General features: G+C 31.0%; 19 protein-coding genes. 5 read left to right on the top strand and 14 right to left on the bottom strand.

Going from position 1 to position 18,952, the window contains the following annotated elements; translation table 11 throughout:
• Positions 1-63: 63 nt before the first annotated feature.
• From ACYEKI_RS13025 to tssD, 9 genes are all read right to left on the bottom strand, one after another.
• Positions 64-525 carry an SUKH-3 domain-containing protein gene (locus tag ACYEKI_RS13025; RefSeq protein WP_459211634.1) on the bottom strand — a complete coding sequence of 154 codons (462 nt, stop codon included), beginning with the start codon at positions 523-525 and terminating at the stop codon, positions 64-66.
• Positions 526-532: 7 nt separating this feature from the next.
• Complete coding sequence (locus ACYEKI_RS13020) at positions 533-5,146, bottom strand: DUF6531 domain-containing protein (protein WP_459211633.1); 4,614 nt, start codon at positions 5,144-5,146, stop codon at positions 533-535.
• Between the two features lie 28 nt (positions 5,147-5,174).
• Entirely contained in the window at positions 5,175-5,420 is a 246-nt protein-coding gene (locus ACYEKI_RS13015) for a hypothetical protein (RefSeq protein ID WP_459211632.1), read from the bottom strand.
• Positions 5,421-5,439: 19 nt separating this feature from the next.
• Positions 5,440-5,700: an immunity 17 family protein gene (locus tag ACYEKI_RS13010; RefSeq protein ID WP_459211631.1), complete on the bottom strand. Its 261-nt coding sequence runs from the start codon at positions 5,698-5,700 to the stop codon at positions 5,440-5,442.
• 2 nt (positions 5,701-5,702) lie between these two features.
• Positions 5,703-7,058, bottom strand: coding sequence for a tetratricopeptide repeat protein (locus ACYEKI_RS13005; protein ID WP_459211630.1), 1,356 nt, complete (start codon positions 7,056-7,058; stop codon positions 5,703-5,705).
• 3 nt (positions 7,059-7,061) lie between these two features.
• On the bottom strand, positions 7,062-8,819 hold the full coding sequence (locus tag ACYEKI_RS13000) for a type VI secretion system Vgr family protein (RefSeq protein WP_459211629.1): 1,758 nt from the start codon (positions 8,817-8,819) through the stop codon (positions 7,062-7,064).
• Between the two features lie 61 nt (positions 8,820-8,880).
• Complete coding sequence (locus tag ACYEKI_RS12995; RefSeq protein WP_459211628.1) at positions 8,881-9,306, bottom strand: hypothetical protein; 426 nt, start codon at positions 9,304-9,306, stop codon at positions 8,881-8,883.
• Between the two features lies 1 nt (position 9,307).
• Positions 9,308-9,946 (bottom strand): hypothetical protein, encoded by a 639-nt coding sequence (locus tag ACYEKI_RS12990; protein ID WP_459211627.1) that lies wholly within the window; start codon positions 9,944-9,946, stop codon positions 9,308-9,310.
• Positions 9,947-10,007: 61 nt separating this feature from the next.
• A complete protein-coding gene (tssD, locus tag ACYEKI_RS12985; RefSeq protein WP_459211626.1) occupies positions 10,008-10,406 on the bottom strand; it encodes a type VI secretion system tube protein TssD in 399 nt (132 codons plus the stop codon).
• Positions 10,407-10,912: 506 nt separating this feature from the next.
• Here tssD and ACYEKI_RS12980 point away from each other — a divergent pair.
• The 5 genes from ACYEKI_RS12980 (at position 10,913) to ACYEKI_RS12960 (ending at position 15,823) form a co-directional block, all read left to right on the top strand.
• The gene (locus ACYEKI_RS12980) at positions 10,913-11,917 is read left to right on the top strand and encodes a glycosyltransferase family 2 protein (RefSeq protein WP_459211625.1); all 1,005 of its coding nucleotides are present in this window, start codon (positions 10,913-10,915) and stop codon (positions 11,915-11,917) included.
• Complete coding sequence (locus ACYEKI_RS12975) at positions 11,917-12,864, top strand: CdaR family protein (RefSeq protein ID WP_459211624.1); 948 nt, start codon at positions 11,917-11,919, stop codon at positions 12,862-12,864. The genes ACYEKI_RS12980 and ACYEKI_RS12975 overlap by 1 nt, the downstream gene beginning before the upstream one ends.
• A gap of 2 nt (positions 12,865-12,866) precedes the next feature.
• Positions 12,867-13,463, top strand: a complete 597-nt coding sequence (gene coaE / locus ACYEKI_RS12970) for a dephospho-CoA kinase (RefSeq protein ID WP_459211623.1) — start codon at positions 12,867-12,869, stop codon at positions 13,461-13,463.
• 112 nt (positions 13,464-13,575) lie between these two features.
• Positions 13,576-15,105, top strand: a complete 1,530-nt coding sequence (locus ACYEKI_RS12965; protein ID WP_459211622.1) for a sensor histidine kinase — start codon at positions 13,576-13,578, stop codon at positions 15,103-15,105.
• A gap of 4 nt (positions 15,106-15,109) precedes the next feature.
• On the top strand, positions 15,110-15,823 hold the full coding sequence (locus tag ACYEKI_RS12960) for a response regulator transcription factor (protein WP_459211621.1): 714 nt from the start codon (positions 15,110-15,112) through the stop codon (positions 15,821-15,823).
• Positions 15,824-15,993: 170 nt separating this feature from the next.
• Here the strand turns inward: ACYEKI_RS12960 and ACYEKI_RS12955 are convergent, their stop codons facing one another.
• The 5 genes from ACYEKI_RS12955 to ACYEKI_RS12935 all read right to left on the bottom strand — a co-directional run bounded on the left by ACYEKI_RS12955 (position 15,994) and on the right by ACYEKI_RS12935 (position 18,905).
• Complete coding sequence (locus ACYEKI_RS12955; RefSeq protein ID WP_459211620.1) at positions 15,994-16,632, bottom strand: OmpW/AlkL family protein; 639 nt, start codon at positions 16,630-16,632, stop codon at positions 15,994-15,996.
• Between the two features lie 98 nt (positions 16,633-16,730).
• The gene (locus tag ACYEKI_RS12950) at positions 16,731-17,201 is read right to left on the bottom strand and encodes a GNAT family N-acetyltransferase (protein WP_459211619.1); all 471 of its coding nucleotides are present in this window, start codon (positions 17,199-17,201) and stop codon (positions 16,731-16,733) included.
• 23 nt (positions 17,202-17,224) lie between these two features.
• Positions 17,225-17,761, bottom strand: coding sequence for a YIP1 family protein (locus ACYEKI_RS12945; protein WP_459211618.1), 537 nt, complete (start codon positions 17,759-17,761; stop codon positions 17,225-17,227).
• A gap of 47 nt (positions 17,762-17,808) precedes the next feature.
• Complete coding sequence (locus ACYEKI_RS12940) at positions 17,809-18,261, bottom strand: carboxymuconolactone decarboxylase family protein (protein WP_459211617.1); 453 nt, start codon at positions 18,259-18,261, stop codon at positions 17,809-17,811.
• Between the two features lie 71 nt (positions 18,262-18,332).
• On the bottom strand, positions 18,333-18,905 hold the full coding sequence (locus ACYEKI_RS12935) for a Crp/Fnr family transcriptional regulator (protein WP_459211616.1): 573 nt from the start codon (positions 18,903-18,905) through the stop codon (positions 18,333-18,335).
• Positions 18,906-18,952 lie beyond the last annotated feature (47 nt).

Below are 18,952 nucleotides of genomic sequence, written 5' to 3'. Positions count from 1 at the left end.
AGCCACCTTTTAAAAGGTGGCTTTTTTATTGTTCAAATAATCATATAATTTTTAATTGATTTTTTAAATTTCAATTCTGTCTAATTCTACATTATTTAAAATATTTTTTAGTGCATCAAATGGATCATTACCAAAATGAATCAAAAGATTATCCATTGTAGCATAAACCTTATCTTTTTCATCTATTATTAATTCCATATGTTCTCTATAGAGCATTCCAAAAGGGATTATTTTTTTTAAATCAAAATCAGCTTCAATTGTTTTTATTGCATAGGTGATTTTTAATGCTCTTTCTAATTTAAAATGAATACTATCAGGCTTTTTAAATTTATTAATGAATAAGAATTCTAAGTCATTAAAATAGCATAGAAAATTAATCAATTTTTCATTGATGTTATAATACCCTTTTTTTTCATAAGCTTTTAAAATAACCGATTTTTTATTAGAAATTAAATCAGAATCTAGATTGTAATTTAGTGAAATTCCATGTTTATGGAATAATTTTTTTAATTCATTTGAAATCATTATAATTCTATTTAGGTACCCAAGTAGCACAATTTCTACAAGCTGGTTTTTCTGCACCTGTACTTACTTGAACTGTATACGAAGTAAAATCAGATGGCATACTTCCTTTAATTTTATTCATACCTTGATTATAGGCATCAACCTCTGCACAGTTATTTACTGTCCATATTTCTGATGATGTTTTAGGTAATTGATTCTTTAATCGACTATTTACTTTTGGTTGAGTTCCGGAATGTCCAATAAAAGATTTTCCTGTTTTTTTGTGAACTACAACTGTTACAACTCGAACTCTAGAACCTTCTTCTCTTAATCTTCTAGCTTCTCTATTGGCTAATTTTTTAGCTTTATTATTATTATAATGCCCTTTTTTTAATCCAAAAAGATCAACCAATCCATTTGGGTTGTCGACATAATTATAGAATCCATGTTCTCCAGACATGAGCCCAATCGGATCCACAGAAATATACCTACCATCATTAGGATCGTAATATCTAAAACGATTATAAGCCAATTCGATTTCTGGATCATAATATTGTCCTTGATACATAAAAGGACAACTATCATGATTACCATGGCGTAGTTTACCAAAGCTATCTAAAGAACGTTCCCAAATGGTACCTCCTTCATCATTATACATATGTGTAGGAGTACCCAGTTGATCAGTAAATATACTATATTTCTTATTATTTTTAAGCTTTGCTGTAGGGATAAAACTATCGGCTTCAAAAACCCAAGTAATGATTCCATTTTCGTCAACAGCACTGTTTCCTAAGATACGTCCAGAAGCAGTATCTTCTTTCCATTCGTGTAGCGGTACATTACCATTCCACAACCATTTGGTAGTAACAGTTTTAAAAGTTTTGGATAAACGTCTACCTAAAGCATCATAAGTGAAATGAACTAGATGACCATCAGGACGTTTTACGCTAACTAACATTCCCTGAGCATTCCACTGGTATTTCCAATGTTCGGTTTTGCTAGAGAAAATACTTTTAGTACCCTTATATTTTTCGATTAAAAAGCCTTCGTCATCATATTTATAATGCCAATTTCCTTTCTTTTCTAATCGACCACCATGTGTATATTGACGATCATTTTTTTCTACAGTATCATATAGATTTCCTACAGTATCTGCTTTACGAAATTCTTTATCACCGTTTTCGTATTGTGTGAATTCTAAATGTCCAGTAGCTGTATAACCAAAAGAGGTTTCACCATGTTTACTATCATTGATTTTGTATAAACGATCATTAATACCCCAGGTATATCTACGCTTATGTTTTTGTTGTTGTTTTCTTGTTGTTTGTTGTTGTGTAAGTCTACCTAAAGCATCATAATTAAATCGTTGTTTAAGATGCCCAGGTAAGGAACGTTCTGTTTCAAATCCTAAAGAATCGTATTGATATTGTGCTTGCCAATGGTTTTGATCTTGTTGAGCAGTTAGTTTAGCTAGATTTCCAAAAGTATCATGCTCATAAGTAATAAGAGCTCCCATACTACTTTCTAAACTTATACGTTGCCCTATAGCATTATATTGATGAGTAATACTATGGTCATTTATGGTTTCTTGTGTGATTTGACCAAGAATATCCCTTTCTAGAATTACAATAGCATCCTCATTTATAGCTTTTATGAGTGCTCCTGCTTGATTATATTCAAAACGTTGTTCTTCTTGATGATCTATACCATGAGTGATATTTGTGATGCGATTTGCTTTATCATAAGTATATTGTGTAGTAACACCACTTGCTTTAGTAAGCTGAGTTACACGACCAGCTGCATCTCTGGTAAATTGTTTTACCGTTTGATCAAAACTTCGTTCTTTAATTACATTACCTACACTGTCTAAAGTAAATTGATAAGGAATGTTTTTTTCGTTTAAAATTTCGACAAGCTGTTCCTCTGTATTGTAACGATAACGAGTTGTTCCACGTTGATCTGTACGTTGGGATAACTTCCACATCCCTTTATATTTATAAGAAACTTCTTGTTGATCATCTTTATATTTGATTAAATTATCAATACCGTCATATTCTAAATGGATGGTATTGCCATCAAAATCATGTACTTTAATGATACGACCTATTTCGTCATAAGTTCGCTTTTGTATAACACCTTTAGGGTTTTTAATTTCGATACATCGCCCTAAATCATCATAACTGTATGAAGTAATATTATTCTGACTATCGCATATTTCGACGATTTCATATTGTTCGTTATAAGATAATGTCGTTGTATTATCTAAGGCATTTGTGATGGTAGATAATAACCCATCTTTATAGGTCATTTTACTAGTAGCACCTTTGGGATTACTACGAGAAACAACATTTGCATCTGTATCGTATTTCCATGACCATTTACCACCATTAGCATCAACAGCCTCTGTAGGGACATAAGGGAGATCTTGATTTGCGTATTCAGTAATAAAGGATGCTCCCATAGGATCAGATTGCTGTATAGGATTTCCTAAATCATCATAACTATACAAATGAGTATTACCTAATGGGTCGGTTTTAGATAAGAGTTGATTATGATTGTCATAACGCCATTGTTCTTCAGTTTTATTAGAGTTAATCTTTTTATAAACTAATCCATTTTTGTGATGATAAATAGTAGTTTGTTTAAGACTATTTTCTACATGAGTTTCTCCTTTATAAAAAGTGAGTTTATGATTATAAATATCACCGTCACCCCAAGTATGAATACATCGAGAGCCTATAGTTGTACCATCGTATCTAAAATGCCAAGTAAGACCATTACGCCATATTTCTTTGACCATAAGTTTGTCTTGGTATTCAAAATACATACTATCACCTACAGCATTAGTCTGCTGTATCATATTACCTATTTCATCATAAGTATAAGTGGCTAAGGCTACTTTTTGTTGCTTAATAGAAGGATGAGAAGTTTCTATTTTAAGAATACGTCCGTCAGTATCATTAGTGAGTTGTAAAATACGGTGTGCACTATCTTTAATTTGAATTAGATGACCTTTTGAGTTGTATGAAAACTGTATACTAAAACTATTGCGATTAACGATACTACGTATTAAATGAATCTCGTCATAGGTATTCGTAGTGAAATAATAAAAAAGTTCTTCTTTTTGATTCCATACATAATAAGCACCTTCTTCATTCTTATAAAGAGTGAGTTGCTCTGCTTTATTAAAGCTAGGTAAACCTACATTGGGGATTTCGAAAGCAATGGGACGCCCATCGTTAAGACGTAGCGTGATATAACCTTCTTTTTTATCGATAATCATTCCGATATCATAATTGTGATGCCATCCATTACCTAGGGGACCTTGATAATCACTTTTACTGTACCAAGTGCGTTCCCAACTTAAAGGGATAGGACCTTTGATAAAGAAATCTTCTTCGTCTGTAAAAAACATTCCAGAAGCTACATCAACAGGGTGACCGGTTACTGTACAAATAGCTTTATGGAGTGTGTTTTTAAGTTTCTTACTTTTAATTTTCTTGTTTACTTTATCATGTAGTTTTGTAGCAATAGCTTCTGAAGCCTTTGATTTTTTTGTAGAAATAGTATGTCCAGTTTTTGACTTTTTAAATTTACTAAAGAGTCTTCCAAACGATCCTTTAGCTGCTTTTTGAAGCATTGCCATAGGGTTAAACGGAGCAGGTACAGGATTGGTTAAAATACTTTTTGCCATAGGAATAGGAGTAATCATTCCAGAAGGTGCATAGAGCCTTATTCCGGAGATATTTCCTTTGTCATCAGTATTTTCACTTTTACGCATGGTATGTGGAGAAATGATACCAATATCCCAACAATTATTGTGTAAATGAACGCCACCACCAGAGATAGGATCTCCATCAGCCAAAGCTAAAAGACTACCAAGGAAGGCATGTCCATGATTTTTTTCAAATCCTGCAAAGGCAGGATGAAAACCTGTTCCCATAGGAAAATGAGGAATACTTTTAGTAGGTGTTCCTGCAACTACTCTAGGAATAAAACCTCCTATTTTTACAGTAGCACCCATCATTCCCACGGCCATAGTTGCTACAGTATGTCCTACAGTTAATGCTTGATTTACGGTAGCAGCTTTTTGCTGCTCATCGGTAGCTTGTTCTCCTGGAGCGGGACCTTCTGGGGGCGCTGGAGGAGGAGGTATAAAAGAAGCTACAGCAGCAGCTATAAAATCTTTTGGACGCATTAACATACCAATATAAGGATGAGGCATAGGGATAGGAGCAGGCGATGGAGGAATAGTGACCATATGAACATCTATTCCCATAACAGGATCCATTTGTTTTGATATAGGTAAACTAGCAATACCACTTAATCCTATAGCTTGTAAAATAGGTAAGAGTACGGCTTCAGATAAACTATCTGCCATTCCTGTTAGTGCTCCAAAAGCCTGAACTCCTGCATCAACTGCATTTACAAGTTGAGCAGTTGCTTTTGTACTCGTACTTAGATTATCGTTTGAGGCTATCTCACCAGCTTTTTTTGTAGCGTTGGATAATCCTTCTACTTGTTTACCTACAGTTAATTTTGTTTGTGTACTTACTTGTTCAAAGTAATTTTGATCAGCATAACCTTCTTCTATAGCAACATCATTTGTTACATCTGTTTTTGTTTTTATTTTTTTTGCCATAGTGATGAATTCTTATGATTAGATATGATTAGTAGAAAAGAAAACTTAGTAAAAAACTCACTCCCGTAAAAAAGAGTCCTATGATAGCCCAGATTGTACGCCCTGATAAGCGATGATTCAATAGATTTCCTAAATTCTTTTCTTTTTTTTGTTCTGCCTTTGTGAGTAGAGATTTTTCTTTATAAAAAGCAACAAAATACAATAAGCCTATAATGACAAAAGCGATTATTTTTTGCCATGGAAAAGATGCTGCAGTTACTAAAAAAATCTCCATGATGATATTAAAGACAGTGTTAATGTGATAATGTATTGTAATACCAGAATAAGCTTAAAGAGGCAATTAATCCCAGTGTGGTCATGATTCCTAACAGTATTCTAACAGTTTTACGACCTAATTTTTCGCACCAATAGGCTACATTAAAATAACCTCCTCCAGGCTCTAAAGGCCAATCCCAATCTAGAATTAAGCCTATTAAATAAAGGCCTAATCCTCCTACAGCTATTAGATAACCATAATGTGGGTTTGTATTTATAAATTCTGAGATATTTTCCATGATTATTGAGCGTATATAGGAGGTTGTTTTTTATTAGCTTTTCCGTATTGATCAATGATGAATTCCCAATTAGAACCAAAGATTTGTGTTAATTCTTGATCCATTTGTACATCACTAATTTGTTTTCGTCGATCTTTGTCGTGCAGTATTTTTTGTACTACAAGCGGAAAAGTTGAACCTTTAATCGTTTCTGGTGGAATTTTATGAATTAATTGATAAGCTTGAATATAGGATTGAATAGCTTGTTTACTATTTCCTAATTTTTCATAAGCCCAACCAGTTAGACGCAATGACTCACATTCCATTAAAGAGTCATGACATGTATGATAAGCTTTTGAAGCTTCAATGTAATCTTCTAAAGCTTCAGACCAGTTTTTTTTGACGGCGTATAATGAGCCTCTTCCTAGATATGTTTGACCTAAAAGACGATACGCCATATCTGGATTAATAAGCGTACTTGATAAAAGAGCATTTTCTATAGCTTTGCTAGCAAAATAAATAGCTTTTTTAAACTCTTTATATCCTATTTGGTCATTGTAAAGAATAGTATATATGGTGACTAATTGTATTAACCAATTAGGATCTTTTTCTAATTGACGTGAAGCGATGTCTATACATGATTTACTATGTATAGAAACGTTTTGTTTTTCTCTCTTTTTTACAGCATTCATGAGTTTAACAAGATGAGTGCGATAAGGAGTTTCGACAGCTGTGGGATCTCCTAATCCAGCTAATTCTTCCATAGCATCATCCATATTGAACTCTGGATATATGGTGATGATTTGTTTTGGATTAGCATCTGCTATAGTCGAAAATATAGGTGCGCTTTTGATATCTTGAATACCTAATATAATATTAGAAGGTAACTCTAGTTTTAAGGCATCTTCTAGCCATTTTGTAGCATATGGCTTACTTGCTTGAGGCATACGTATGACTACGCAACATTTAATATCATCATCTGAGATTAAATATTGAGCGAGAGTTACTATATTATTTAAAAATAATTGCGCTACATTTTTTGAAGAATCTTGATTGTAATCTGGTTGCCAAGTAATGTTTTCAAAAGGAATATTCTCAGGAATATCTGCAGTATTCCATTGTTCTATCTCCTCAACAACTTCATCTAATAGCAATCTAGAAAAGTTTTCTAAGTTGAGAAGAGGCGTATCTAATACTAGAACAAAGTCCTCTTGATCGGTATCGATTGCTAACATATATTCAAAAAAAGCATCAAGCATATCTTGTTCGTCAGTATCGCCTAGGATTCTAATAATTCTTGTATTAGGAACTTGTGTGGCAATAGTCCATTTAACGAGTAACTGCTCTATACGTTCTTGTATGGGATTATTTTGATTCATTAATTAATTTAATTTAATGATAGTCCCTTCTACAGATGTTGTTCCAGAAGAACTTACTGTTGATTTTGCAGTACCTGTCATAGACGCTTCGTTAGCCGAATTGATTTCTACTTTTTTATTAGAGCTTACAGCTACTTGATCTGTACCTTTTATTTCGATTTTTTCACTTGTATCAGTAATAGTTTCCTTACCAGTAACTGTAATCTTATTACCAGAAAGGTCAATAGTACCATCACTTTTCATGACTAAAGAACTTTCACCTACAGTTAAACTGATTGTTTTATTTGCAGTTAAAGAGATGAGTCCTTTACCATCATAGCACATGGTATTATTATCAGCATCTTTGATGGTAATATTACCTTCGTCATCATCAAAAATTATAGTACTACCACTACGTGTAGTTAAACTTTTTACTTTATTCCCGTCTGATCCACCAGCACCAGTTGAGCCACTAAAGAGGCTTCCCATTACAAATGGACGATTAGGATCGTTATATCTAAATCCTATCATTACTTGATCATCAACTTCTGGGATATGAACAAAACCACGATTAGTACCTACTGTATCACTTTTACCCGCATCTGGAGACATTACTCTGATCCAAGAAGTTTTTAGGGTACCTGTTTGCCATTGAAATTGAACTTGAATTCGTCCTTTTTTCTTTGGATCATCATTTGACAATACTGTTGCAATTTGTGGTTGTGCATTGGGTAATGCTACTTCAGGTTCAGGAAGAACTTCCACTCCAGCAGGAATTGCTTCAAAATAATTAGAGTATTCGTGTGATCCAGAAGCTTCGTGTATGATTTTTATAATGATATATTCACCATATTTTTTTTCTTCAAAATCACCGTTTTCATAACGAGCAGAGCTGATTTTGATTACACTACCTACCGTGAGTCCTTGAGTATTACTTTTTGCAGTAATTACATTTACATTTGAAGCGGTACTAGCTTGTTTATTTTTTAATATAGTTTCAATTTCACTCTTGTCTTTAACTCTGGCCGAAGTATATCGATTAGGTTTAATTCCAAAAAGTTGATTAGAAGTGTCAAAAGCAAAAGTACCGAGTTCGTTTAATCCAGATATAGCATCTTTTGTAGCTGCTTGATTTTGTTTGTCATCAAGATTATTATAAGAAAAATGACTGTAGCTACTAGGTAAAGCTTGAATACCTATATTGATATTATAGATATCTTTTCCGTATTCTATAGGAATTGCAGGCGCTAAGGTAGGTTTACCAAAGATTAATTTTATACCATCATAATAAAGCCATTCGTTATATTGTTTTGCTAATCGTTGAATGAATTCAAAATGACTTTCTTGATATTGTACTTGATATTCTATAGATTTTTTAAATACAGGAGCAATAGTAGCCTCAATACCTGAAGCGGTAACGGTTTCTCTTATTATAGAAGTTAAATCTTTATCTAGCCAAGAAAACATATGCTTTCCAGATTCGAGTAGAATTGTTTTAGAAAACCCAGAAAGAATTAACTTACCATTAAAACCATTTTCATGTTGTAATTGAATATTAGTAATAATTCCTAAGAATTCTTTTTCATCAAAATTAATTACAGCTGGTTTCGTTAGCCATTTTTTAGATTTTTCTAATGTATGAGTACCCTGACTTTCAATAGTGTCATAATCAATAACAATTTCAAAAGAATGGTGTTCGTTTATAGCTTGAGAGAGTGCTACATATTCAAAGTTTTTTAAGAACTCTCCATCAATACTAATGGTTGTTTTTGGTTCTATCATGATGATTAGTGTTTTGTTTTTTATTTATTCTATTGAATAAATTGAGTGAGATATAATTACATTAAAATTCTGATGTTTTATCCCATATGAGTTTATGTATGAATACCCACGAGGTATTTTTTTTCTGATACCAAGCAGTGATATTTTCGTTTTGCGAATAATTCCAAGTAACCTCTTTGATTAAAATGGACTTACTTTGTTCTTCTTGTGTAAAATAGTTGAGAAGTTCTATTCTAAACTCAGAAATAGGAGTGTTTAAAAAGAATTCTTCTTCGGTATGTGGTTTTTTATATGTTGTGATGAAATTTCTGAATGATAATTTGGGTAAATTATTAAATACGATGGTGTTGTTTTGTTGTGTAAGGGTTGAGTCTTGTTGAATTCGACTTATATCAATAGTTTGATGAGTTGATGTTTCAGATTTACAACCTATGGTTAACATGAGTATAATTAATAGTTGAGGTATGTAAGAGCTGTTATGAATCATGTTATATTGTATAAGATTGATAAACACGACTAACCTTAAATGTAGTATTAGGTATCATTGTATTTAATTCAGAAATAAGAGTATCAATATGTCGAGATCTTAATTCGTGACCTATATTCATAAGGCTTTTTTTGTCGGCATAATGAGGACTCTTTTTTTTGTATTCGTCGCCATGCATCCCTTTACTAGCGTATTTACTATTACCTATAGCGTGACCAAATTCATGTACTACAGGATATTGAACATAAGCTGGATTTTTTTTAGAGGTTTGTCTTAATAAAGTATCGTTTGTATCAAGTTTAATGATATTTGAAGACCAACGAACACTACTCGTTTTAGAATCGTTTTTTTTGATTTTTGTTACGTCAACATTCCAGTGTTCGTTAGAAAGAACCCATTGTACATCAAAGTTGATTCTAAGTGTTTTTTCTTTGTATTGTTTAGCAAAATCAGAACGACCACTAACTTTAAGAGTAAAATGACTAGACCAATTACTCCATATCAAACGATCTACTTTGTTATGGAAATCTTTTTTTTGAGCATAGGTCCAGGCGGTAGTATTAGGAGCATTAAGCCAAGAGTATTTCCAGCGTTGACTAACAAAAATATAATTCTTGTCAGTAACAATAGAAATGTTCATTTTGGATGTAGATTTATGATAATTCATGAATAATGATTAGGATAATGTAAGCGTATAAGGATTAGGCTTTTGGCCAGCGATTATCAATAGCTGCGTTTCCTATAATGATTTCTTCTGCAGAAACGGTAAATTCTATTGACATAGGAACATCATTATCTACATCAAGAATTTCTTTATAATAAACGATATAGCCATTCTTGAATTCGATTTCTTTCATTTTAGAATTTTCATCAGTTTTTTTATAAATGATTTTACCATTAATAGGTTTAAACTGACAATTGATCATAGCTTCTGCAATAGCTGTACTCTCTGTAGAAGCTACACGAGTTTTAATCCTTCCTGCATTGATACTAGAAGATACTTTCCCTTTTTTATCAGTTTCTCGAGTAAACATAAATTCAGAATATAATACATCGTATTCATCCTCTCCTAATAATAATGTAGCTCTAAATGATCCCATAGTTTTATAGTATTAAATGATCGTCCATATAAGGATAATCAGTAATAGTGATATTGGATATGACAAGGTAAAGCTTCAGAATAATAAACAAACTCGAGTTACAACAGTATAAATGTTGTATTACGTTTGATAAGTATAGAACACACTTATTGCTTTCATAATAGATAAGCATGACAGTTTATTTTATTAAAAAGAAGAAGATTCTAAAATGTCATTTCTTACCTTAAATGTAGTGTATAAAAATTAGATTAGAAGCTTTTAAAATAAAGAATTTTAATAGGTTATGTTATTTTGAGGTTATCCCTTATTTGAATTACGTGATTAGTGTAATAATAATTTCTTTTAGAGTATATAAAGAAGGTTTTGCAATTTTTTGAAAAGAGTATTTTTGATCAAGATGATATTGTTAAATCAAAAATCAAACTAAAAATATAAAAGATATTATAGAATCAAAAATAGTATTAAAATAGTAAAGCTGAGTAGGGCTGTTTATGTACCTTTGTTACATGAAAATTGAATACTCATTTATAGTTCCGGTTTATAATAGACCTCAAGAAATAGAAGAATTATTAGCCAGTATGACGGCAATGGAATTTGCAGATTCCTATGAGATTGTAATTGTTGAGGATGGTTCTACAGAAACTTCAGAAGAGGTTATAAAAAAATATACAGATAGACTAAATATAAGTTATTATTCAAAAGAAAATACTGGACCAGGGGATTCTCGTAATTATGGAATGAGAAAAGCCAAAGGGAATTACTTTATCGTTTTAGATAGCGATGTTATTTTACCAGCTAATTACTTAAAGGAAGTGGATTTGTTTTTGTCCAAAAAGTTTGTACACTGTTTTGGAGGTCCAGATGATGCTCATGATTCTTTTACAGATCTTCAAAAAGCTATAAGTTATAGTATGACCTCGTATCTTACTACTGGAGGAATAAGAGGAAGAAAGGCGGTAGTAAATAAGTTTCAGCCGCGTAGTTTTAATATGGGAATTTCAAGAGAGGCTTTTAATGCTTCTAAAGGATTTGGAAATATTCACCCTGGAGAAGATCCTGATTTAACGATTCGTTTATGGAATTTAGGTTACGAAACAGCTTTGATTCCTGATGCAAAGGTATTTCATAAACGTAGAATATCATGGGATAAATTTTATATCCAAGTTAATAAATTTGGAATGGTAAGGCCAATTTTAAATAAATGGCATCCCGAAACAGCTAAGATAACATATTGGTTTCCTGCTTTGTTTTTAGGATACGTATTATTTTCAATAGTAAATTTAATCGTTGGGATACCGTATTTTATATTGTTATTAGGAGTATATTTCTTAAGTATAGGTATAGGTGCAAGTATTAAATACAAAAGTATATCTATAGGAATTCAAGCAATTATCGCTGTATGTATCCAGTTTTATGGATATGGAAAAGGATTTTTAAAATCTTATTTTTATATTCATATTCTTAATAGAAAACCACAAAATCAATTTAAAAAATTATTTTTTTCTAATTAATGGGGATACGTAATCGAATTGCTATAAAGAAAGATAATATAAAAACTTTTTTATTTTTTCTGGGATTTACATCTCTGTTATGGCTATTTATTCAATTTTCAAAAAAGTATACACGAGAAGTAGTAATTAATATAACGTATACTAATATACCAGAACAAAAAACATTAGATAAGAATAGTGATTTAACCTTAAAGTTAACGCTTAACGGAAATGGATTTAGATTACTAAGATATATGTGGAAATCACCAACTTTAACTTTTAATATGAATGATGCAAAAATGCAAAACGAAAATTCATATTATTTTGATTTGATGAATGTAAAATGGAAAGAAAAGTTAAAGTATAATGGAGAAATCATAGCTCTAGATAAAGAAAATTTAAATGTAAGTTTTTATCAAAATTTAAAGAAAAAAATACCTTTAGTTAGTCGACAATATATTACCTATGCACCAGGTTTTGGTAGTGCAGAAGGGTTAAAGATAGAACCAGATTCTGTCTGGATTACAGGACCTAAAACTATGGTCGATACCATACATAACCTAAAGCTAAATCCTGTTGAATTAAGAGGACTTAATGCCGATTTTTATGAAGAAATAGGAATAGAGCAAACTTCATTACCTACAGAAGTTAAAATAGAACCAGAAAAGATACAAGGTACGATTGCAGTAAGTAAGTTTACCGAAGGAAATATAGAAGTGCCTGTAAATTTAATCAATAGTAATATAGATGGGGAAATTAGAATTTTTCCTAAAAAAGTAAAGTTGATTTATAAAATTAGTTTAGAGGATTATAGTGAAATCGTTTTTACAGATTTTAAAATTATAGCAGATTACCAAAAAGCAAATACCGATTTAGGTACACTACCTTTGACATTGGTTAAAAAACCAGATCATGTAAAGGATGTAAGATTACAAGAAGAACAAGTACAATTTATTATTCTTAAATAAGTATGAAAAAAGCTACCGTAGGGCTTACAGGAGGAATAGGAAGTGGGAAATCTACTATTGCAAAAATGTTCAATACTGTAGGGATACCTGTTTATATTGCAGATATTGAAGCTAAGCAATTAATGGTGAATGATGAAAAGTTGCGACAAGAAATCAAAAAACTTTTAGGAAATGAAGCTTACTTAGATAATGGAGTACTGAATAGAGTATACATAGCAGATAAAGTTTTTAAAGATGCAACATTATTACAAAAACTTAATGCGATAGTTCATCCAGCTGTGGGAGCTCATTTTGAAAGATGGAAAACAACACAAAATGTACCTTATGTAATTAAAGAAGCTGCAATATTATTTGAAAATGATAGTTATCAATATTGTGATTACACAATTCTAGTTACAGCCCCAATCCCCGAGCGAATAAAAAGAGTTATAGCACGTGATCAAATAACAAAAGATCAAATAGAAGAAAGAATGCAACATCAATGGACAGATGAAAAGAAAATTCCGTTGGCAGATTTTGTGATAGAAAACATAACTTTAGAGAACACAAAAAAACAAGTAGAAGAAATCCATATGCAGATAAAAGGACTGCTAGCATAAGATAATCGTATTGTTATTTTGTTAACATTTGGTTAAATCATAAAAAGGCTAAATGTTAAAATCTTACTTTTGATATATGAATAAGAGGCTATTTGTACTCCTAATAATATTGATGAGTTTATCATTAATTGGTATCATTTTTGTTCAAGGATATTGGATTAAAAATACAGTTGAAAATAACAAGGAGCAATTTTCTTTTAATGCAAAACAAATTCTAAGAAAAGTAGCAAGTGAAATTGAATACAAGGAGTTTGAAAAATTGTATTTCCCTTTAAAAAGGATTTTAGATAGTCTAGATGAGCCAGATAACGCAACAATTAAGCAATTATTTGACTTAAGTATAGATAATAACCCCACCAACGAAACCATAGCATATGCTAATGGAATTTTGGAAAGTGATTTTAAGTTGTATTCAAACACTTATTATCATAGTATTGACTCTGTTAGGTTTAACAAGATACTCAATAGTAATGCCAATACGCTATTGAAAGAAGTTGAAACTGATAATCAAAAATCCAAAAAAAAATTAGACAGAATTATCGGTATGACCGATAATCAACGTAAAGATTTTGAGATTTTTATTAACGAAATAGCAAGTAGAAAACCTATACATAGAAGGGTTAAAAAGAAAGAAATAGAACGGTTATTAAAAAGAGAACTAGCAGCAAGAGAAATTAATATAGATTTTGAATATGCAATTTATAGTAATGCTTTGGCGACTAGGATAAAATCTGAAGATTTTAGCTTTGATAATTCGACTACTTATGCAATTCCAGTATTTGTAAATAGTGAAGGGATCAGTAATTTTCAATTATATGTAAACTTTATAGGAAAGAAAAAGTACTTATTATCGACTATTAGGGGGATGACTGTGTTGTCTATCATTTTTACATTAATTATTGTAATAGCATATTCTAGTGCATTATCACAATTAATGCAACAACAACAGATATCGCAGATCAAAACAGATTTTATTAATAATATGACGCATGAGCTTAAAACGCCTATAGCAACAATAAATTTGGCATTAGATGCAATAAAGAATCCAAAGATAGGAGGAGATCCCGAAAAAGTCTCCCGATATCTTAAAATGATTAGAGAAGAGAATAAACGAATGCATGCTCAAGTAGAGAATGTATTACGTATTTCTCAACTTGAAAAGAATGAATTAAATATAAAGAAAGAACGCTTAGCATTACACGACATAATAGAAGAAGCGATAACCCATGTCTCGCTAATTGTAGAAAATCGTGAAGGATATGTTAAAACTCACTTTGGAGCTTTGAAATCAACAGTTTTGGCTAATGATTCGCATATGACAAACGTAGTAGTTAATATATTAGATAATGCAATTAAATACTCTGATGAGATGCCTAAAATTGACATCTATACAGAGAACATAAAAAATAGTATAGTACTCAAAGTAAAAGATCAAGGAATCGGAATGAGTAAAGCTGCTCAAAAGAAAGTTTTTGAGAAATTTTTTAGAGAACATACTGGGGATTTACATAATGTAAAAGGACATGGATTAGGATTAACATATGTTAAACGAATAATAGATGACCATCATGGTCAGATATGGATGGAGAGCGAAAAAGGGAAAGGCTCAACATTTATTATAAAATTACCATTAATATCGTAATAATATGGAAACAGAAAACAAAAAGATTTTGCTAGTAGAAGATGATCCTAACTTTGGGACAGTATTAAAGGATTATCTAGTGATGAATGATTATGATGTTGTACATGCCAAAAATGGGATGGAAGGTTTTGAAAAGTTCAAAAAGGACGATTATGACATGTGCATATTAGATGTAATGATGCCTTATAAAGACGGATTTACACTGGCAAAAGAAATACGTGATAAGAACGAAGACGTACCTATCATTTTCTTAACGGCCAAAGCGATGAAAGAAGATGTTCTTAAAGGATATAAAGTAGGAGCAGATGATTATTTAAATAAACCATTTGATAGCGAAGTACTATTAATGAAGATTCAGGCGATTATGCAACGTAAGAGTACTGAATCTGTAACCGATAGTAAACAGCATGAATTTAATATTGGAGGATTTCATTTAAATTCAAAACTACGTTTCTTAACTTTTAAAGAAGAAGATCCAGTAAAATTATCGCCAAAAGAAAACGAATTATTACGTTTATTAGCATTACACCTTAATGATTTAATGCCTAGAGAATTGGCATTGACTAAGATATGGAGAGATGACAACTATTTTACATCACGTAGTATGGATGTATATATAGCAAAACTTCGTAAATATTTAAAAAGAGATGAGGCTGTTGAAATTTTAAATATTCATGGAGAAGGATTTAGACTTGTGGTAAGAAGCGAAGAAGGATAAACAACAAAAAATAATGGTAATAAAAACTGTTTGGTATATAAATACTAAACAGTTTTTTTATGTAGTATAGCTTACGAATATCTTTTCTATACTAACAAAAAGATAAAAGCATAATAACAATTTTTGTCATTATGCTTTTAACAGGTAATATGTGAAAATAGTTTAGTGCGTTAGAATTTAATACCAGCTCCTATACCTACGATCCAAGGATTGATATCAACATCTGCTTTAACTGTAGCACCTAAAGCAGAAGTAGCATTCACAGTAGCTTCGGTTTGAAGAAATAATTTCTTGATATCAAAATTGAGAAACCATTTATCTGTAAGCATATAGTCAATACCAGCTTGGAGAGATAAACCAAAAGTGTCTTCATAAGAAACCTCATTAGCAATAGGGCCTTCATCTGCTCCATAAAAAATAGTGTAATTAAGACCAACACCAGCATAAGGCTTAAATTTACCTGCAGGATAGTGATATTGTAAACTTAAAGTAGGGGGTAATAACCAAACCGATCCTAAATCGATATCGCCTACAGCAGTAGAAACCGCTTCTACATCATGTTTTGTTGTTGCCAAAATAAGTTCCATAGCCCAGTTTTTTGAAAAGAAATATGTGAAATCTACTTCAGGCACAAAAGCAGTACTGATATCTACATCTCCACCAATTGCTTCTATAGAGGCACTTTCATCTGGTATAACAGAAAGAATACGAAATCTAGCTTGCCATTTATTAGTTGTACTTTCTTGTTCTTGAGCATTTGAATGTAATACTCCTAAAAGGACGAATATTCCGAAAACTAGTTTTTTCATATGAGTTAAATTTATATTTCTCATACAAAGAAAACAGCTTCTTTAGGTAAGAAGAATGATAAAGATCATTGGTTTTTAAATACTAAAATCACGTATTTTTATAAGGTTAATTCCATTTGAATATTGCAACGTTCATAAGGAGATTTGATTCCTTCAATCTTTTTAAAACCAAGTTTATAATATAAATTGATTGCAGGTTCAAGAATGGTATTGCTTTCTAAATACAGATTTTTTGCATTAAGAGATTTAGCTTTATCTATTATAGCTTGACCTAATAAAAAACCAATACCTTTACCTTGAATAGAGGAGTCAACAGCCATTTTTGCTAATTCATAATCAAAAAGTGGATGATCCATTTTTATTAAAGCACAAACACCTACAACCTTAGTGTTATATAACGCAACAAGAATATGTCCATCATTATCAATAATATATTCTTGAGGATTTAATAACGATTTATAATCAGAATCTTCCATCTTAAAATAACGTTTAATCCAAGTTTCATTTAATATTCTAAAATCATCTTGATATAAAGAAATATAAGGAGTGATGGTAATTTCGTTTTTCATAAAAATAGATTTGAACTAATGAATTATTGTAAAATTAGGAAATTATATAAAATGAAGAGAAGTAATGGAATTGAAAGGAACACAGCTTTTATGATAGATAAGGAATGAATATATCGTAATCCATTAAAAAATATTCTGTATGAGGAAAATGAGGAGAGAATAAAAAATAGAAAAGAATAGAAATTTTCTTGAAGAGAAAAACGATCTAAACCTAAAATGGATATTAATGTATTTGTTAGAAATAATGGAAAATGAGTAAAAAGTATTAAAGCATAAGAATCTATTGCATATACAGAACCTTTTACTAGTTTTATACACCAATCTAAAAGATAACTCATACCTAAAAAGAAGATGACATAAAATGTAGCAGAAATAGCTAGACGTAAAATAAATGTAAACCAATTTTGAGTTGAATCAAAAGGACTATTTATAAAGATATTACAGAATCCCATAAAACAAGACCAATAAATACCATTTCTTAAAAGAGTATCTTGAAATTCTTGTTGAATATAAGAGATAATCTTTGCAGGATAAAAATAACTATAGATAATAAATTTCATAACAAGTTTAAAAATAGAAAAAAGCGAGATACCCCGCTTTTTTTATTTTAAGAATGAACTTGGTAGTGACCAGCTTCAAATTTAAAGGCTTTCATCAATCGATTCCAACTATTGATCTCTACAATAGCGAGTGAGAGATTAGCGATTTCGCTAGATGAGAAGTAAGTAGATAAGGTATCATAAACAGTATCATTCATATGTTGTTGTGCAACCAAAGTTAATGCTTCAGAAAAAGCCAAAACAGCTTTTTCTTTATCGTTAAATAAATCAGTTTCTCGCCAGGCAGCTAGTAAATGTAAACGTAATTCAGTTTCGCCTGCATGAATAGCTTCTTTATAATGCATGTCTAAACAATAAGCACAAGCGTTAATCTGTGAAACGCGATATTTAACTAATTCTAATAGTTGATGATCTAATGATGTTTTGGATAAATAATCACCAATAGCTCTCATGACATTAAAGAGTTCTTCTGGGATATCTTGGTATGAAATTCTAGGCATAATAATTCATTTTTTTAGCTACACAAAGTTGATGAAATGCATAAGAGAAAAAAATAAGATACCTTAAGAAATTAAAAAGATTGTGCTTTTATAGTACTTAGAAATTCTGGAGTACAATCTAGATAAGAAGCTAACATGTATTGAGGTATACGATGAGCAAAACCATCTGTACCGTTAACAAAGGTATGATAGCGGTCTTCTATAGATAGTTGTGTAAGATGTAATGTTCTACGTTGAGATGCAATATAGGCTCGTTCTGTGATGATTCTAAAAAAGCGTTCTAATTTAGGGTTAGAACATAGCGCTTTTTCATAATTATGATGAGTTAACGAGAGAATTTCTAGTTTTTCTAAAGCTTGTATATATTGAGAAGAAGGCGTTTGTAAAGTAAAACTCTCATGATCTGTAATCCACCAATTTTCTTTACCAAATAAGGTTATGATTTCTTTTCCTTTAGGAGAATATTGGTATATACGAATGATACCTTTAAGGATGAAAAAATATTGATTACAAACCTGTCCTTCTTTAAGCAGGATATCTTTTTTGTTATAAGTTTCTTGAGTAGTAAATTGAACAAAATTATGTACTTCTTCTTTAGTAAAAGAAACATAACGATTCATGTAATTAAATAAGATATCAAGCATGATAGTAATATAAGAAAACAAAACTCCTGTAAATCATTACAGGAGTT

Source organism: Aquimarina rhabdastrellae, from assembly GCA_947387485.1.
In the GTDB taxonomy this organism is placed as follows: Bacteria; Bacteroidota; Bacteroidia; order Flavobacteriales; family Flavobacteriaceae; genus Aquimarina.
The sequence above is the reverse complement of the archived record's forward strand: the minus strand, read 5'-3'. Positions and strand labels throughout refer to the sequence as shown.

Bases quoted from the DNA above. Each gene is read 5' to 3' on its own strand.
- ACYEKI_RS13020 (WP_459211633.1), bottom strand. From the start codon at position 5,146: ATGGCAAAAAAAATAAAAACAAAAACAGATGTAACAAATGATGTTGCT.
- ACYEKI_RS12945 (WP_459211618.1), bottom strand. From the start codon at position 17,761: ATGAAATTTATTATCTATAGTTATTTTTATCCTGCAAAGATTATCTCT.
- ACYEKI_RS12995 (WP_459211628.1), bottom strand. From the start codon at position 9,306: ATGATTCATAACAGCTCTTACATACCTCAACTATTAATTATACTCATG.
- ACYEKI_RS13015 (WP_459211632.1), bottom strand. From the start codon at position 5,420: ATGGAGATTTTTTTAGTAACTGCAGCATCTTTTCCATGGCAAAAAATA.
- coaE (WP_459211623.1), top strand. From the start codon at position 12,867: ATGAAAAAAGCTACCGTAGGGCTTACAGGAGGAATAGGAAGTGGGAAA.
- ACYEKI_RS12990 (WP_459211627.1), bottom strand. From the start codon at position 9,946: ATGAACATTTCTATTGTTACTGACAAGAATTATATTTTTGTTAGTCAA.
- ACYEKI_RS13010 (WP_459211631.1), bottom strand. From the start codon at position 5,700: ATGGAAAATATCTCAGAATTTATAAATACAAACCCACATTATGGTTAT.
- ACYEKI_RS13005 (WP_459211630.1), bottom strand. From the start codon at position 7,058: ATGAATCAAAATAATCCCATACAAGAACGTATAGAGCAGTTACTCGTT.
- ACYEKI_RS12965 (WP_459211622.1), top strand. From the start codon at position 13,576: ATGAGTTTATCATTAATTGGTATCATTTTTGTTCAAGGATATTGGATT.
- ACYEKI_RS12980 (WP_459211625.1), top strand. From the start codon at position 10,913: ATGAAAATTGAATACTCATTTATAGTTCCGGTTTATAATAGACCTCAA.
- ACYEKI_RS13000 (WP_459211629.1), bottom strand. From the start codon at position 8,819: ATGATAGAACCAAAAACAACCATTAGTATTGATGGAGAGTTCTTAAAA.
- ACYEKI_RS12950 (WP_459211619.1), bottom strand. From the start codon at position 17,201: ATGAAAAACGAAATTACCATCACTCCTTATATTTCTTTATATCAAGAT.
- tssD (WP_459211626.1), bottom strand. From the start codon at position 10,406: ATGGGATCATTTAGAGCTACATTATTATTAGGAGAGGATGAATACGAT.
- ACYEKI_RS12935 (WP_459211616.1), bottom strand. From the start codon at position 18,905: ATGCTTGATATCTTATTTAATTACATGAATCGTTATGTTTCTTTTACT.
- ACYEKI_RS12960 (WP_459211621.1), top strand. From the start codon at position 15,110: ATGGAAACAGAAAACAAAAAGATTTTGCTAGTAGAAGATGATCCTAAC.
- ACYEKI_RS13025 (WP_459211634.1), bottom strand. From the start codon at position 525: ATGATTTCAAATGAATTAAAAAAATTATTCCATAAACATGGAATTTCA.
- ACYEKI_RS12975 (WP_459211624.1), top strand. From the start codon at position 11,917: ATGGGGATACGTAATCGAATTGCTATAAAGAAAGATAATATAAAAACT.
- ACYEKI_RS12955 (WP_459211620.1), bottom strand. From the start codon at position 16,632: ATGAAAAAACTAGTTTTCGGAATATTCGTCCTTTTAGGAGTATTACAT.
- ACYEKI_RS12940 (WP_459211617.1), bottom strand. From the start codon at position 18,261: ATGCCTAGAATTTCATACCAAGATATCCCAGAAGAACTCTTTAATGTC.